Raw genomic sequence first — 15,505 nt, 5'->3', positions numbered from 1 at the left:
AATGGGAATCGCCGCCATTGGGGAAATGGGCTGGTGTGGCGATTGATCGTCATGTTGCTTCCGTATAGTGTCTTGACTTTATTCGACAATGTTTACCCCTACCAACGGGAAATCCTTATGGTTGATCAGCTTTCAAAAATTGTTCCAGTGATTATGGCTGGCGGGCGCGGCACGCGGTTATGGCCGATTTCGCGGTCGTCTCGGCCCAAGCAATTTTTGGCGCTGGCGGGGCAGGACAGTCTGTTTCAAGAAACATTGCAGCGGGTGGCTGATTCTGATCAGTTCGCAGCGCCGATTATTGTGACCAATGACGAATATCGGTTTCTGGTGGCGGAACAAGCGCAAGAAATGGGTATTGAGCTTGGTGCAATTTTGCTGGAACCAGCGGCACGGAACACCACGGCCGCCATTTTGGCCGCTGCGCTTTATTTGAAGCAGCAAGATGAAGAAGATCAGCTGATCTATGTGCTGGCATCTGACCATAAGGTGAAAGCCGATGCAGGCTATCAAGAAGCGGTGAAGTTGGCCGCAAACTGTGCGCAGGATGGTGCGCTGGTAACTTTTGGCATCACGCCAACAGAACCAGCAACGGGCTATGGTTATATCAAACAGGGCGATGGTTTGGCCAATGGTGGGCATAAGGTTGCCGAGTTTGTGGAAAAGCCGCAGCTTGAGCGGGCGCAGGAGATGCTGCACGCTGGCGGTTACTATTGGAACTCCGGTACCTTTATGATGCCGCGGGATGGGTTTGTTGCGGAATGTGAACAGTTGGCACCAGAGACCCATGCGGCGGTGAGTGATGCAGTTGCAAAGGCGGCAAGTGATCTGGACTTTGTGCGGCTTGATAAAGATTGCTTCGAGCAAGCGCCGGACATTTCGGTCGATTATGCGATTTTTGAGAAGACGGATCGTGCTGTTGTGGTGCCGAGCGCATTTTCTTGGTCTGACCTCGGCAGTTGGGATGCCGTGTGGAAAGTGGGCGAGGGCGATGCGGGCGGCAATGTTGCGCGCGGTGAGGTGACCTTGTCTGACACCAAAAACAGCCTTGTTTATTCTGATGCTGGGCATGTGGCCGTACATGGGTTGGAAAATGTTGCTGTTGTGGTGAGTGAAGATGCCGTTTTTGTCGGCAATCTGAATGAAGCACAGCGTGTCGGGGATATTGTGAAGCGCCTTAAAGGGCGTGAAGAGACCCAAGCGCTGACGGAAACCCACAAAACCAGCTATCGCCCGTGGGGCGGATATTCTTCGCTTGTGATGGGCGAGCGTTTTCAGGTGAAGCGTTTGTTTGTGAAACCGGGTAAGCAACTGAGCTTGCAAAAACACCATCACCGGGCAGAGCACTGGGTTGTGGTGACGGGCACTGCAGAAGTGACCGTTGGCGATAAGGTGCAGATGCTGGGTGAGAACCAGTCGGTCTACATTCCACAAGGTGAAGTGCACCGTTTGGCCAATCCGGGTAAGATTATGCTCGAGCTGATTGAGGTGCAAACCGGCTCATATTTCGGTGAAGACGATATTATCCGCCTCGAAGATGAGTTTGGACGGTCCTAGGACATCACTGTTTCGAGCGGACGGCCGACACATTGATAATCAAAGCCCTCAGCTTTGAGGGGTTGACCATCATAAAGATTGCGCAGATCCACGAGAACGGGTTTGCGCATTTTCTTTTTGATCTCGGCAAAAGGCAAGTCGCGGAACTCGTCCCATTCCGTCACGATCACCATTGCATCTGCTTGGTCAATGCAAGCGAGGGCGCTGTCGCAAAAGGTCACGTCTTTAAGGATATGCTTTGCATTTTCCATGCCTTCAGGATCATAGGCATAAATCTCGGCCCCCATATCTTGCAGGCCCTGAATGATGGAAATGGAGGGGGCCTCGCGCATATCGTCGGTGTTGGGTTTAAAGGTAAGGCCCAAAATGGCGATCTTCTTGCCTTTGACCTCATTCTCGCACATCTGCGCGATTTTGCGGGACATGGCGCGTTTGCGATATTCGTTGATCGACACGATCATCTCTATAAGGCGCAGCGGGCGTTCATGATCTTGAGCAGTGCGCACAAGTGCCAGCGTGTCCTTTGGGAAGCAGGAGCCGCCATAGCCGGGACCAGCATTAAGGAACTTTTCGCCGATACGCGGATCAAGGCCAATGCCTTTGGACACGCCTTTAATATCCGCACCAACCACTTCGCACAGTTCAGCCACTTCATTGATGTAAGCTAGTTTGAGCGCCAAAAAGGAGTTGGCGGCATATTTGGTGAGTTCGCTGGTGCGGCGGTTCACATAAAGAATGGGATAGTTCTTTTGCGCAAAGGGCGCGTAAATCTCAGCCAACACCTTTTGCGCATGCTCGCTTTCCACGCCGACCACGATTCGATCAGGTGCCATAAAGTCTTTGATGGCCGCGCCCTCGCGCAGAAATTCGGGGTTAGACACAATATCGAATTGTAAGTCGGGCCGTGTTGATTTGACGATCTCTTCAACCTCATCGCCAGTGCCGACGGGTACAGTGGACTTGTTGATGATCACGAGAGGCTTCGCTGCTTTCTCCGCGATGCTTTTCGCGGCGGCGTAGATATAGCTTAAATCAGCATGGCCATCTCTTTCGCGTGATGGAGTGCCCACGGCGATAAAGGCAGCTTCAGCACCTTTCAACGCGTCTTCCAAGTCTGTCGTGAAGTGCAGTCGGCCCGTTTCGCGGTTGGTGGCGACCATCTCGCTTAGGCCCGGCTCGAAGATCGGCACGATATTTTGGTTTAGCTTGTCGATCTTTTGCGCGTCCAGATCAACACAGGTCACATCATGGCCTACTTCGGCCAAACACACACCAGACACCAAGCCCACATAACCCACGCCAATAACTGCGATTTTCATAGATTTACTCCATTCACTGGCTCGGACTTAGCCGCTTCTTTATGTAATTTCTACGACATTATCGTGCAAATGGTCGAAAATCGACGCATCCGCTTTGAATTTGATCCAGCAATTTTGCACTATGGGCAAAAAAGGGGATCAATATGTCAATTCCATTTGTCGACCGGAATGAAGTTGAAGATCAGTTGCGCTGGACCAGCATTGCGGATGCAATTTTTGATGGGCACAAGCGCAGCAAGGCGCGACTGGGCGATTTGTTTTTGAATCGTGAGGAAGATAATTCCACCATGCTGAACCGTGCAGCCTGGATTGATGATCTGGGATTGGCGATGAAAGCGGTGACGGTTTATCCGAAAAATGCACAGCGCGAACCTGCAATCCCAACCATTCATGGTGTGGTGATCTTGTTCGACGATGAAGCTGGTCAAGTCAAAGCGTTGATTGATGGAGCTCTGGTGACCAAATGGAAAACGGCGGCTGATTCTGTGTTGGGCGCACGCTTGTTGGCACGTAAGACATCGCGCAACTTGTTGGTGGTTGGCTCTGGCGTGGTGGCGGAATCACTTGTTGATGCTTATCGCGAGATTTTCCCCGATCTTGAGCGCATTCAAATTTGGAGCCGGACCCATGCAAATGCGCAGGAACTGGCAGAGAAAAAGCAGTGTGAAGCGGTGGAAGATTTGGCCGTTGCGGTTGGTAAAGCTGATATTGTGACTAGCGCGACAATGGCGCGGGAGCCCTTTATCAAGGGCGAGTGGGCCAAGCCGGGCACGCATTTCGATTTGATCGGTGCTTTCAAGGATGGGATGCGCGAAGCAGACGATGCTTTGATGCAAAAAGCGAAACTGTTTGTCGATAGTCGTGAGACGACAATCGATCATATTGGTGAGTTGAAAGATCCTATTGCCCGTGGCGTGATCAGCGCGGCGGATGTGCTGGCTGACTATTACGACATGGTACAGCCCGACTGCACTTTACGGGCAGGTGATGATGATATCACGCTGTTTAAAAATGGCGGCGGCGCTCATCTCGATTTGATGGTGGCCAACGCCATTTACGACATTTGGGCTGGGAAATAAGGTTATTCGTCGGGTTCGTTTGTGGCGGCGGATTGGCCATAATGGGCTTTACGCCGCAGCAGCAACCCCGCGCGAATTGATGTTACCACAAACCATGCTGCACCCAGCGTCACCGCGATGCCAGCCGCGAAGAAGGGCACACCTGGGAAATAGGTGAAGGCTTTGGGCGAGGTGGTGAAAAACGAAAAGAGCTGTGTGGCGGCTAAGGGGCCAATGATCGATGTGATCGAATTGACCGCGTTAATGCCACCTTGCAGCTCGCCTTGCGCGTTATCATCCACACGGTTGGCCATAAGACCGGTAAGGCCAGGCACGACCAAGCCACCCATGGCGCCCATGGCAAGGAATGTGTAAAGCCCCAATGGCGTGTCGATAAAGGCCATGCCAAAGAAGGCGAAGACTGCAAAGCTCATGCCGATCATGACGGTTTTGACTTCGCCAAACCATTTCATGGAGGGGCGGATGATGATGGCCTGCACAATCGCAAACATGATGCCAAATGCACCCAAAGAATAACCTACTTGCGATGGCGACCAGTCGAACCGTTCGATGGTGAAGAAGTTCCAGATGCTGGGGTAGGTTTGTGCGGCCAGCGAGAAGAAGAACAGCACAGCGATAAAGGACAGCACAAACGGAAATTTGCGCAGGGACATGAGCGTGCCAAGCGGGTTGGCGCGTTTGATCTCAAAGCGCCGACGCTTCCGCATATTGAGGCTTTCGGGCAGAACGAAATAGCCGAAAATCAAATTGACGAAGGCAAGACCCGCTGCCGCGAAGAAGGGCACGCGGGGGCCGAATTCGCCCAGTTGCCCGCCCACTACAGGGCCAATGATAAAGCCTGCGCCAAAGGCCGCGCCGATAAGGCCGAAATTCTGTGCGCGTTTTTCGCGGGTGGAAATGTCGGCAATATAGGCAGTGGCGGTGGAGACAGCCGCGCCCATAATGCCGGATAGAACGCGTCCGACAAACAGCCAGATAATGGTGGGGGCGAAGCCCATCAACATATAATCTAGCGTTAGACCCAATAGCGACAAGAGCAATACAGGCCGACGACCAAAGCGATCGCTCAGATTGCCGAGAATGGGTGAAAAGATAAATTGCATCAACGCATAAACAAACAGCAAAAAGCCGCCATAAACGGCAGCTTCTGCCACTGTACCACCAGTCAGTTCTTCAATAAGATGCGGGAGCACAGGAATGATGATGCCCAGCCCGATAATATCGATGAGAACAGTGATCAGAATGAAGGCCAGTGCCAGCTTTGAATTCTTTGCTGCTGTCATGATGTTCCTTTAGGCGGGTATTTTGCGTCAATAGACATGTTGGATATAGGGAACGCAAGTCAATATTGAACCACCCGAGGGTAGAAATCTCCCTATTAGGTTCAAGAGCGTGAACAATCCTTTGCCATTACCGCTATTTTTGTAAATCAAAATGCGCCTATTTTCGCTGGTACAGAAAATGGAGGCGAATATGACGTCCAATTTAAAACATGCAGTAAAAACGAGTCGTGGCCATTATGTACAAGAAGGTGAAGGGATTATGGTGCACCGCTATATCGGCACGCCCGATATTGATGTGATCAACCCTTTCTTGATGCTGGACTGGTTTAAAGTGGAAAGCCCTAAAGGGCCAATTCCCGGTTTTCCGCCGCATCCACACCGTGGGTTTGAAACCATCACCTTGATGCTAAGTGGCTTTATGGGCCACCGCGACAATATCGGCAACACCGCGGAAGTGGGGCCGGGTGGTGTGCAATGGATGAAGGCTGCTGGGGGTATTATCCACTCGGAAATGCCACGCGTGGAAGGCGATGAAGATTTGTCTGGCTTGCAATTTTGGTTGAATTTGCCGGCCTCCCAAAAATCGGATCAGCCCGAATATACCAATCTCGACATTTCCAAGCTGGAAGTGGAGAAACGTGAGAAAACTAGCCTGCGTGTGATTGCTGGCGAAACCAGCCAAGGCACAAAGGGGCATTTTCTGGATCGGGAAACGCGGCCGTTTATCCTTGATGTGGAATTGCTTTCCGGCGGCACATTTGCAGAGCCACTTAATGGACGTCAGGGCTTCATTTTGGTGGTGGAAGGCACCGTCAGCATTTTGGATGCAGATGGGACCACAGCGCTTTATGGGGAAGGCAGCTTGATTGAGCTGAGCAAAGCAGGTGACGCAGTGGAAGTGCACAGCGATACTGGCGGACGCTTTGTGCTGGCCACAGGCCAAGCGCTGGATGAGCCGATTGCGAAGGGCGGACCCTTTGTGATGAATACAAAGAACGAGATTTATCACGCTTTTCAGGATTATTCAGCAGGCAAGTTTGGCCCAGCCTTATAGCATGCCCTCAAATGGGTCGTGACTATAGATCCAATCCAACCGTTTGAGTTGCGCGTCAGGGGACTGGCGCGCAACGACAAAGTTCCGCGCCCATGCCTGAGGTGGGCGCATATGGAATATCTTTCCGTTTTTGGCTGATTGGCTTTGCACTTTATCGACGCGCGGTTTGCGCAGTTGTTGATATTGCGCAAAGGCCTTTGCGTTGTCTGGCTCTGCAGCCAACAACACAGCAAGCAAACCGGCATCTTCCATGCCCATGGCTGCGCCTTGCGCTTGAAAGGGCAGCATGGCGTGTGCTGCATCGCCAATCAGCGCAACATTGCCTTTGTACCATTGATCGCAGGTGATCCCGAACAGAGGCCACGGGGTGAACTCATCATAAAGTGAGTCTAGAATGGGCGATAATGTACTGTTTTCTTTGATGGAAAGCTTGTTTGGATTGAGCTTTAATTCTTCCTCGTGTGTGATGGATTTGTGCTTATGCGTTGAGAAAAGCGCAATGTTGACACTTTGCTGATGTGGCAGCGGATAGAGCACAACATGATAATCAGGTCCCCAGAACAGGGAGGTATGATTGGTCGGCAAGAATTTTGCGACATGATCAATCGAGGCCAAAGCACGCCAGGCGACATAACCGGTAAATTTTGGTTTTTTGCCGTTGATATGGTCAATCCGGGTTTGAGACCGAACACCATCAGCGCCGATGAGGGCGCGGGCGGTTACCGGAAACGGGGTGCCGCGTTGGTCTTTCAGCAAGATCGAAACACTGTCAGCGGTCTGGGTGGCGTCAATATCTTCAATGCCGAAATGCATGTCGATATTGGCGAACTTCTTCGCAGCGCGATAAAGGCAGTTTAAAAGGTCGGCGCGGTGCGCCACGGCATAAGAAAAGCCATCATAGCGTTTGGTGGCAAATTCGCCCAATTGGACTGAATTGATTGGCGCATCGAACTTGTGCGGATAAATGTCGATGGCTTCGGGCGCGAAGCTGTTTGCTGCGAAATCCTCATCAAGGCCGAGTGCATTGATGACTCGGCGTGCATTTGGGCTGATTTGCAAGCCTGCGCCAAATTCACTTGGTGAGGCTTGTTTTTCAGCCACCACAACGCGAAAGCCAAATTTGGCCAGCGCAATAGCCAGCGTGAGGCCAGCAATGCCAGCCCCGGCAACGGCGATGGTTTTTTGGCTGTTGGCCATGTGGCACTCCAGCTCTGATGTTTAAAAGTTAGGCAGACTTTTTGTTGTATGCAGCTTCTGCAGGAGAGGCGGCTGCTTTATCCAACTCAGCATTAAATACATAATGTGTTGAGCAGTAAGGGCATACAATTTCATTCTCGTCACCCATGTCGAGATAAACATGTGGGTGATCATAAGGCGGGAGCGCACCAATGCATTTAAACTCTTTGGTGCCGATTTCGATTTTAGCGACGCCCATGCTGTTTTGAAAATGTGGTGTGATTTGATTTGCCATTGTCTTATCGACTCATTGCCCAATTGAATGCGAGAGGTTAAGTGTGGCGGACATTAACCGAGACAAATGGAAAAAACCAGAGCAAACACCATTAGAAAGTGCAAAGTTTTGGTTTGTTGAACAGGGATAGATGCGGGATGCCAACTTTTAACTCTGAAGGCTATGAAATTGCCTTTTCGATTTATGGCGAAGGCCCAACTGTGCTGCTGGTGCACGGTTTTGCCTCCAATGGCAAAGTGAACTGGGTGGACACTGGTTGGGTGGATGCGCTGGTTGAAGCGGGCTATCGCGTTGTGACCATCGACAATCGCGGTCACGGCAAATCAGAAAAAATTTATGACACTGCCGCTTATCCTTCCAGCGAAATGGCAAAAGACTCAATCAATCTGATTGATTATCTCGGCGTGAAACAAGTCGCGATTATGGGCTATTCCATGGGCGCGCGGATTTCCGCCTATGTGTCGATGACGGCGCCGGACAAGATTGCATGCGCCGTTTTTGGCGGATTGGGCGAACGAATGACTGTTGGCATGAGCAATTCCACAACCATTGTTGATGCGCTGTTGACGCCAACTCTGGAAGAGGTGAAAGACCGCACTGGGCGCACCTTCCGCATTTTTGCTGAACATACTAAGAGCGACCTAAAGGCACTTGCAGCCTGCATGGGCAGCTCGCGGCAGAAAATTTCTGAAGAAGATGTTTCTAAAATCGAAGTGCCGGTTTTGGTGGCTGTGGGCAGCGACGATGAAGTTGGCGGTCGGCCAGAGCCTTTGGCCGCACTTATGGAGCAGGGCGAAAGCCTTGTGATTGAAGGGCGTGATCACATGCGCGCGACTGGGGATAAACAGTTTAAAGAAGGTGTGCTAGACTTCTTCAAACGCGTTTACCCAGCAGGGTAAAAAATCAGGTTTATACATAGAATTGGATTAAGCTATGGCTGGCAACATCAAGCGTGATCAGAAACCAAGAATTGTCGATCCGGTTTGGCATGACGTTTGTGCTGAAGCGCGGCAAATTATGGCCGATGAGCCTGCATTCTCGAATTTCGTGATTTCCAATGTGTTGAACCACAATAGTTTGGAAGAGGCGATGGCCTATCGCCTTTCTGAGTTGTTGGAGCATGCGGACATGTCAGCGGCGATTATTCGTCGTGCGTTTGACGATATGTTGCAGGCGAAACCTGAATTGGCGAACTATTTCCGTACTGATTTGGCAGCAACGTTAGAACGTGATCCTGCCACCAATAGGGCGATTGAGCCTTTGCTTTATTTCAAGGGCTTTCAGGCCATTCAAACCTATCGCTTTTTCCATGAGCTATGGAACGCAGGGCGCAAAGATTTTGCGAAATATCTGCAAAGCCGTGTGTCGCAAGTGTTTCAAGTTGATATTCACCCTGCCGCTCGGATTGGCGCAGGCATTATGGTGGACCATGCTACGGGTCTTGTGATTGGTGAAACGGCGGTTGTGGGCGATAATGTCTCTATTCTCCATGCGGTGACGCTGGGTGGTACAGGCAAGGAAGATGGCGACCGCCATCCGAAAATTGGTTCTGGTGTGATGATTGGTGCCGGGGCGAAGATTTTGGGCAATATCAAAATTGGCAATTGCGCCCGGGTGGCCGCAGGTTCAGTGGTGCTGAAAGATGTGCCTACCTGCATGACTGTGGCTGGCGTGCCCGCCAAAGTGGTAGGCGAAGCAGGTTGCGCTGAGCCGGCCTTGCGCATGGACCAAATGCTGATCGACGAACCGAATTAAGTTTATCATGGATTTAGGCGAACATATGGACGCGGCAAATTTGGTTTGGTCGCGTGAGCAAGAAGTTTTGGCCACGGCCAAAGCCTATGATGATGCAGCGTTTGCGGCGGATTTTGTGAGCTTTGATCCAGAAGGCAATCAGCTGACTGGGGAACAATTTGCAAGTCAGATGCATTCTACTGGCTTATTGGTGAAAAAAGCGCGGCTCATGTGGTGTGAGCAGGGGCTACAAGACAGCTATTGCATTGCCTTTCGCGTGCCAGAAACCAATGGGCAAATGACCACTCATTTGTCATTATGGCGTATGATCGATAAAGAATGGCGCAAGCAATTCCACATTTTTGTGGAAGGTGAGGATAGTTTGGAAAAAAGCCAGTCCATCACTTGAGACCAAGGCAAATCTGGCTATCTTGCGAAAAAATTTAAACAGATGCGGAGTGCATAATGACAAAAGATGAATTGATGAACCTGCAAAAATATCTGCAGGCCAAATTTGGCAATCCGCAATTGCAGGTGCGCGCGCGCCCGAAAAAGGATGATTCTGCAGAGGTTTATCTCGGCGAAGAATTTATTGGCGTGCTTTATCTTGATGAAGATGAGGGCGAACGCTCTTTCAACTTCCAAATGGCCATTTTGGACATTGATTTGGAAGAAGTGACTGGCTAATCAGCCTTTGTCATAAGCTCTAATTTGGCGCGCATTTGTGCGTCAAATGCCTTCCATTGGGGCAAATATTGCTCCGGAAATTTGATGACGGCGGCAACACGCTTGGTCACTAATTTTGTTTCCAGACAGTTTGGGGTTTGAACCGTTTCATCAAGTGGCGCAACGCACTTGGCGACAAAGGGTTGTGGCCTTAGCGGATCGTACCAAACAGATTCATTTTCATAGCCTTCACCATCTTTCAATGTGCGGCCCACAAGGCCATGCGCATATTGTGCTGGATCGGATGAAAAGCGGTGAATGTAAAGCGCATCAAGCAAATAGGCACTTGGCGTGGTGCGACTGGCGGGCACCAAATCCACGGGCACTTCTGCCACCTGGTCTTGCAATTGCACCGGAATGAGCAGGCTTAAATTTTCAAGCGCGCGCTGTTCATCATCGATGCTGGATGCAATCCAATTTTGCGGCACAAAAATTTCGCCAAATCCCAAAGTGAGGGCTCGTTTTTCGGCCACATAATTTGGGTCAATGGTCGCCTTTTCGGGTTTTAGCGCCTCGATGGCGTAAATTATCCCCAACCCAATTATCGACAATAGGGCCATCAGGAACAGGGTGTTCATGATAACGTTTTGTTTCTTCGATCTTTTTCGGGCTTTTTTCTGGGTCAACTTCCTGCCTTCGGCATTAACCATTCGCAATGTTGGGACGTGACTTTCGATGTAGGGGGAAATATGTTTAATAAAACGTTAATGCAAAGCCGAAATGCAAGCGGGGAAGCTATGGCCATTGAGTTTTTGATTGCACTTTACATCGTTGCTGTGGGGTTGGCCGTTGCCGGGGTTGGCACCTATCTCTACCAAATGATTTTTAAGCAAGCCGCAATGTTGCGCTTTGATGGTGCAAACTATCTTGGTGCGCTTGGCCATTTGGCGATGAGCTTTTTGTGTGGCCCGATGATTATGTTGCAATTGGGGTGGCGCAGCGAAGGCCAAAGCTCAATTTCAATGAGCGGCGTTTTGCTTTCGGCATTTATTGCCTTTGGCTGGAGTTTTATCACCGGTCTGTTGGCACTCAGCGTGTTTTTGAGCGTTATCGGAGCTTAAAGAAATGGGGCCGCTCTACGATTTAGGGGACGTGGCGGCCAAATTGCAGTCCATTTTTGTTGCGCCTAATGCTGCAGTCATTGGCAATGTTACTGCGGACAAACAATCCAGCATTTGGTTTGGTGCTGTTTTGCGCGGGGATGCCGACGCAATCACAATAGGTGAGGGCAGCAATGTGCAGGACAATGCTGTCGTACACTGTGACCCTGGCTTTCCTGCTATCATCGGTGATTATTGTACGGTTGGTCACTCCGCAATTGTTCACGGTTGCACACTGGAAAAGGGTGTTTTGGTGGGTATGGGCGCAATTGTGATGAATGGGGCCATTATTGGCGAAGGTAGCATAATCGGGGCCGGCGCTATTGTTACTGAAGGCACGAAAGTGCCTCCCTTTTCTGTTGTATTGGGACAGCCTGGTCGTGTGAAAAAGACGTTAGCGCCAAGCTCAATGGCGGAGCGGATTGATCAAGCTGAACGCTATATTGAACGGGCCCAGCACTTCGCGCGTGAATTGCGCGCGCATTAGGTCGGAATAGGCGAAGGGCCAGCTCGGGGAAGCTGACCCTTCTATTCGGCCGAGAGTGTCAGGGGTTGGAAGGGTGGCCGAATTAGCGTGACGCGAGGATGATCCCGCGATTGTCTGCAAGCTCCATCCAGCGGCCTTGGTGCTGCTGAGATTGACGCTTAATGTAGGTGTAGTTTGTTTCGCTCCAGACTTTGATAAGGCCTTCCTGATTGTCTAAAATCAGGTCGCCACGGTCTGTGCGCACGGTGAGCACTGCATGGCCTTCGCCATTTGCTTGCTTCACCACAGTGATCAAAAGGGTGCTTGGCGCCCAGCCGCGCTCAATTAGGCTGCGGCGTTTGGCCAAAACATAATCTTCACAATCGCCATATTCGCGCGGATAGGTCCAGAACTCTTCAGTCTGATACAAATCAATATCGTTGATGGGGCGAATAGCATTGTTCCAATGGGCGTTAATCTGCAAAAGCTCATCCCACTTGGCTTGGGTCAGATTTTCATAAGACACCAAATTTGCGTTCTGTCCGCATTCTGCAGGACGTGTTTCGCAAAATTGGGCATGACCCATTGGGATTGAGGTTTCTTTGACATCCAACACAAAGGCTTCGTTGGTGCTAACGGCCAAAGCAGGTGCTGCCAAAAAGGCAGGCAATGTGCTGATGGCCAACAATAGTTTTCGCGCGGTGGCGTAAAAGTTCTTCATTTCAAATCTCCCTGACAGAGACCAGAATGAAGAAGAGACTTTTCGCCCTAGCGAAAAAAAATGTCGGGTTTTAAATCAAGATTGATACAATGGATTCAGCTGCTGTTAAGCATGAAAAAGCCCCGGTCAGCGGGCGCTGCGGGGCTTGTGTCGATCTGAAAATGTAAAAGACAACTTTAGTTTGTGTGCAAATTCCGTTGCACCACTGAGAAAACTTCCTGAACAGAAGAGAATTCAACCGCGATGCCATTGTCGAAATGGCGGACAACGCGTGCGCGCATGCGGCCAAGCGTTACGGGTGTGCCCATTTGTGGGCGCACGTCAATTTCAATTGCAGCACCAGACAATGAAATATCGATGATCTTGCAATTATATTTGCGGCCATCATCAAGAATAATGCTGGAGTGACGAATGTCGGGCACCTGACGATCGTGACGACGATCTTCGGGCAGGTTGAGAATGTCCTTATTGGCGAACCAGGTCAGCTGCGCGGCAATGCTGTCGCGTTTGCGAGGGGACACATTCACTTCCATATGAAAGCCGCCATCGATCAAATCGATGATTGTGCCTTCTACGCGACCCACATGATCGAGGTAAGCGATGATTTTTTCGCCAACTTTGCCACTGGCTGGGGCGATGACATGGGCATCGCCCGGGGACATCTCAATAATCTGGCATGGAAATTCGCGACGATCTTCAAGCATATAGCGACCAAGCAATGAGACCTTCACGCTTTGAAAGCGTGTGGCATCGAAGCTGGGTGCTGCATGAGGCTCAAATTTTTGTGCGGTCGCGTTCAACATACTCACAAGATTATCCACAAACAGATGACTGTGTGTAAACCTTATCGTTTTTAAGTTAACCGAATGTAAGTAAGTTGAAATTGTTCAAAAAATAGAACGCAGGCCTTATTGTTTGCCCCCGTCAATCACCGCCAAATGGGCATAACGCCGGGCTGAGCGACCGAACACGGATACAGAACCGCCATAATTCTCTTTTAGATCCACCAGATCGTTTTCTGGCGCAACTTCTGCCTGCATGTCACGACCAGACAGATCAGTTGGGTGATCGTCAGGCCAGATCAAACGTAGGCCAGTGATCTTTTGATCCATGATCGGGTGAGTGCCGAACCAATAGGGCTCATCAATGGCAGTGATTGCCCCGATGATGCGGGTGTTGGTGGCGCCATTGTGACGCAACGGCAGCAAGATGCTTTCAAAGGTCAGCGGATGATTGTGCTGGCTGGTGCCTGTGAAGGTGACCAAGGCAGCGGCGTGATCATCTGTCACAGCCTTAATCAAAGTTTCAATCGCGTCGCGATCTTTGCGGCGCCACAAATCAAGGAAGGGACGGGTTTTCAGCTCACGATTATATGCAGAACAAATGTGAGAACCAGCCAAACGGAAGTTAAAACCAGTGCCCAATTTATCAGCTTCGAGGATAAAGGTGTTGGCCAGCGCATGACGAATCTTAGTAGGGTCCACATCGCGACGCTCGGGTGCGCTGCGGGTACCCCGGAGATTGTTCCAGTAATTATATAGTGTGCGCGTGCTTAGCTTCTGCATGGTCTTGTTTTCGCCCCACTGGTTCGCCGTTATTTCGGTGAGAAATTCGACGCCCGATTTATTGATTTGCAAGTTGGGCTCAATGTGCCTCAATCAATCAGAAAAATCGCCCTTAAACCTTTATTAAGGTTAACGCGGTGGGCAAGGTGTGGAAAAATTCGAAAATTGCGGGCATAAACGGGGAGTTACACCATTTGGAGTCGACATGAATAATCCTGAGAATCAGCAAAACCCGCAGGAAACAGGCAAAAATGCACCAATTGTGAATTTGCCGCCGATCGTTACGGCCCTCATTGTTTTGATGGTGCTGATTCATTTTTGCGCGCAGGTTATTCTGACCGATGAGTCACTTTACCGCTTTTTCTTAACTTTTGGCTTTGCGCCGATCCGGCTTCAATATGCCCCTGAAATGCCCGGGGGAATTGGTGCTTTGTTCTGGACTCCGTTCACACATGGCTTTCTGCATGCGGACTGGATGCACCTGACATTTAACATGCTCTGGCTTGCTGTTTTTGGCACACCGATTGCGCGGCGTTATGGGCCATATGGCTTTGGTGTTGTCTTTGGCTTGGGGCTGATTGGCGGGGTAATCGGCTATTTGATCGTGCACTTCAATTCTGTTGCGATTCTTATCGGCGCCTCTGGTGCGGTTTCGGCACTTATGGGCGGCGCGCTACGCTTTATGTATCAACCGCTATTGAAAGCCGTGGACGAGGAAACAGGCGAGGTCCGTATTTTGGGGCGCCGCTTGGCGACGCCTGCGGAATTGCTGAAAGATCAGCGGGCGGTTGGATTCACCGTGGTATGGATGGGCGTCAATTTGCTCTTTGGGCTGTTTCCCCAATTGATGGGTATGGATGGCGCATCAGTGGCTTGGGAAGCACATATAGCAGGCTTCATCACTGGGTTCTTTGCTGTGGCGTGGTTGGAGCGGCGGCTGTTTTAGCTTTTGCTGTAACGCTCTTTCGGGTCGAATAGCGGATTGATGCCAAGATCTTTTACGGCAAATCCATCACCTGATTTTTCGACAGCGCGATAGAAACAGGTTTTACGGCCTGTGTGGCACGCGGCGCCTGAACCTGACTGGGTGGCGCGGACCTGCAAAATATCTTGATCGCAATCTACCCGCATTTCAACGAAGTTCAGCAGTTCGCCTGATGATTCGCCTTTTTTCCATAAGCTATTGCGAGAGCGAGAGAAAAAGTGAACGTAACCTGTGTCGAAGGTGAGGCGCAGAGCTTCCTCATTCATATAGGCCGCCATCAATATGGCGTCACTCTCCGCATCGGTGACGACGGCGAGAATCAGACCATGCTCATCAAAGCGCGGGGCGAAAATTTCGCCAACTTCGAGTTCAGTTTTTGAAATGGATTTGGGATCGATCAAATTGCTCATAGGCGCTTTATAGAATGCGCCTATGAGGATTTCTATAT

General features: G+C 50.6%; 19 protein-coding genes. 10 read left to right on the top strand and 9 right to left on the bottom strand.

Annotated elements, in window-relative coordinates; all coding sequences use genetic code 11:
• Window positions 1-117: 117 nt before the first annotated feature.
• Window positions 118-1,554, top strand: coding sequence for a mannose-1-phosphate guanylyltransferase/mannose-6-phosphate isomerase (locus ATL17_RS02980; RefSeq protein ID WP_133571283.1), 1,437 nt, complete (start codon window positions 118-120; stop codon window positions 1,552-1,554).
• On the opposite strand, the gene ATL17_RS02975 is transcribed toward ATL17_RS02980, so the two are convergent.
• A complete protein-coding gene (locus ATL17_RS02975) occupies window positions 1,551-2,873 on the bottom strand; it encodes a UDP-glucose dehydrogenase family protein (RefSeq protein ID WP_133571282.1) in 1,323 nt (440 codons plus the stop codon). The two genes, ATL17_RS02980 and ATL17_RS02975, sit on opposite strands and share 4 nt — an antisense overlap.
• A 143-nt stretch (window positions 2,874-3,016) precedes the next feature.
• Between ATL17_RS02975 and ATL17_RS02970 the strand changes: the two genes are divergently transcribed.
• Complete coding sequence (locus tag ATL17_RS02970; RefSeq protein WP_133571281.1) at window positions 3,017-3,952, top strand: ornithine cyclodeaminase family protein; 936 nt, start codon at window positions 3,017-3,019, stop codon at window positions 3,950-3,952.
• A gap of 2 nt (window positions 3,953-3,954) precedes the next feature.
• Here the strand turns inward: ATL17_RS02970 and ATL17_RS02965 are convergent, their stop codons facing one another.
• Complete coding sequence (locus tag ATL17_RS02965) at window positions 3,955-5,235, bottom strand: TCR/Tet family MFS transporter (protein WP_133571280.1); 1,281 nt, start codon at window positions 5,233-5,235, stop codon at window positions 3,955-3,957.
• A gap of 190 nt (window positions 5,236-5,425) precedes the next feature.
• Here ATL17_RS02965 and ATL17_RS02960 point away from each other — a divergent pair, with 190 nt between their 5' ends.
• The gene (locus ATL17_RS02960; RefSeq protein WP_166638872.1) at window positions 5,426-6,289 is read left to right on the top strand and encodes a pirin family protein; all 864 of its coding nucleotides are present in this window, start codon (window positions 5,426-5,428) and stop codon (window positions 6,287-6,289) included.
• Here the strand turns inward: ATL17_RS02960 and ATL17_RS02955 are convergent.
• Window positions 6,284-7,486, bottom strand: a complete 1,203-nt coding sequence (locus ATL17_RS02955; protein ID WP_133571278.1) for an FAD-dependent monooxygenase — start codon at window positions 7,484-7,486, stop codon at window positions 6,284-6,286. The genes ATL17_RS02960 and ATL17_RS02955 overlap by 6 nt on opposite strands.
• A gap of 28 nt (window positions 7,487-7,514) precedes the next feature.
• Complete coding sequence (locus ATL17_RS02950) at window positions 7,515-7,760, bottom strand: zinc-finger domain-containing protein (RefSeq protein ID WP_133571277.1); 246 nt, start codon at window positions 7,758-7,760, stop codon at window positions 7,515-7,517.
• A 137-nt stretch (window positions 7,761-7,897) separates the two neighbouring features.
• Between ATL17_RS02950 and ATL17_RS02945 the strand changes: the two genes are divergently transcribed.
• Genes ATL17_RS02945 through ATL17_RS02930 form a run of 4 tightly spaced genes read left to right on the top strand, consistent with a single transcriptional unit; the run spans window position 7,898 to window position 10,181 of the window.
• Complete coding sequence (locus ATL17_RS02945) at window positions 7,898-8,659, top strand: alpha/beta fold hydrolase (RefSeq protein ID WP_133571276.1); 762 nt, start codon at window positions 7,898-7,900, stop codon at window positions 8,657-8,659.
• Between the two features lie 34 nt (window positions 8,660-8,693).
• A complete protein-coding gene (gene cysE / locus ATL17_RS02940; RefSeq protein ID WP_133571275.1) occupies window positions 8,694-9,515 on the top strand; it encodes a serine O-acetyltransferase in 822 nt (273 codons plus the stop codon).
• A 25-nt stretch (window positions 9,516-9,540) separates the two neighbouring features.
• Window positions 9,541-9,903, top strand: coding sequence for a hypothetical protein (locus ATL17_RS02935; RefSeq protein WP_166638871.1), 363 nt, complete (start codon window positions 9,541-9,543; stop codon window positions 9,901-9,903).
• Between the two features lie 56 nt (window positions 9,904-9,959).
• Entirely contained in the window at window positions 9,960-10,181 is a 222-nt protein-coding gene (locus ATL17_RS02930) for a DUF3126 family protein (RefSeq protein WP_133571273.1), read from the top strand.
• Here ATL17_RS02930 and ATL17_RS02925 read toward each other — a convergent pair.
• Complete coding sequence (locus ATL17_RS02925) at window positions 10,178-10,798, bottom strand: hypothetical protein (protein WP_133571272.1); 621 nt, start codon at window positions 10,796-10,798, stop codon at window positions 10,178-10,180. The two genes, ATL17_RS02930 and ATL17_RS02925, sit on opposite strands and share 4 nt — an antisense overlap.
• A gap of 111 nt (window positions 10,799-10,909) precedes the next feature.
• On the opposite strand from ATL17_RS02925, the gene ATL17_RS02920 reads away from it, so the two are divergent.
• Together ATL17_RS02920 and ATL17_RS02915 are read left to right on the top strand one after the other, a co-directional pair.
• A complete protein-coding gene (locus ATL17_RS02920) occupies window positions 10,910-11,281 on the top strand; it encodes a DUF6949 family protein (protein ID WP_133571271.1) in 372 nt (123 codons plus the stop codon).
• A gap of 4 nt (window positions 11,282-11,285) precedes the next feature.
• On the top strand, window positions 11,286-11,807 hold the full coding sequence (locus ATL17_RS02915) for a gamma carbonic anhydrase family protein (RefSeq protein ID WP_133571270.1): 522 nt from the start codon (window positions 11,286-11,288) through the stop codon (window positions 11,805-11,807).
• 82 nt (window positions 11,808-11,889) lie between these two features.
• Here ATL17_RS02915 and ATL17_RS02910 read toward each other — a convergent pair whose 3' ends face one another.
• The 3 genes from ATL17_RS02910 to ATL17_RS02900 form a co-directional block, all read right to left on the bottom strand.
• A complete protein-coding gene (locus ATL17_RS02910; protein WP_133571269.1) occupies window positions 11,890-12,507 on the bottom strand; it encodes a transglutaminase-like cysteine peptidase in 618 nt (205 codons plus the stop codon).
• A gap of 176 nt (window positions 12,508-12,683) precedes the next feature.
• Window positions 12,684-13,310 carry a PilZ domain-containing protein gene (locus ATL17_RS02905; RefSeq protein ID WP_133572175.1) on the bottom strand — a complete coding sequence of 209 codons (627 nt, stop codon included), beginning with the start codon at window positions 13,308-13,310 and terminating at the stop codon, window positions 12,684-12,686.
• Window positions 13,311-13,415: 105 nt separating this feature from the next.
• Window positions 13,416-14,144 (bottom strand): PAS domain-containing protein, encoded by a 729-nt coding sequence (locus ATL17_RS02900; RefSeq protein WP_133571268.1) that lies wholly within the window; start codon window positions 14,142-14,144, stop codon window positions 13,416-13,418.
• Between the two features lie 133 nt (window positions 14,145-14,277).
• On the opposite strand from ATL17_RS02900, the gene ATL17_RS02895 reads away from it, so the two are divergent.
• Window positions 14,278-15,018, top strand: coding sequence for a rhomboid family intramembrane serine protease (locus tag ATL17_RS02895; protein WP_133571267.1), 741 nt, complete (start codon window positions 14,278-14,280; stop codon window positions 15,016-15,018).
• Here ATL17_RS02895 and hisI read toward each other — a convergent pair.
• Window positions 15,015-15,467 carry a phosphoribosyl-AMP cyclohydrolase gene (gene hisI, locus ATL17_RS02890; RefSeq protein ID WP_133571266.1) on the bottom strand — a complete coding sequence of 151 codons (453 nt, stop codon included), beginning with the start codon at window positions 15,465-15,467 and terminating at the stop codon, window positions 15,015-15,017. The genes ATL17_RS02895 and hisI overlap by 4 nt on opposite strands.
• Window positions 15,468-15,505: the final 38 nt, after the last annotated feature.

The organism is Maritalea mobilis, assembly GCF_004363175.1.
Taxonomy (GTDB): domain Bacteria; phylum Pseudomonadota; class Alphaproteobacteria; order Rhizobiales; family Devosiaceae; genus Maritalea; species Maritalea mobilis.
Note: the sequence above shows the minus strand (reverse complement) of the source record. Positions and strands in the feature narration are given on the sequence as shown.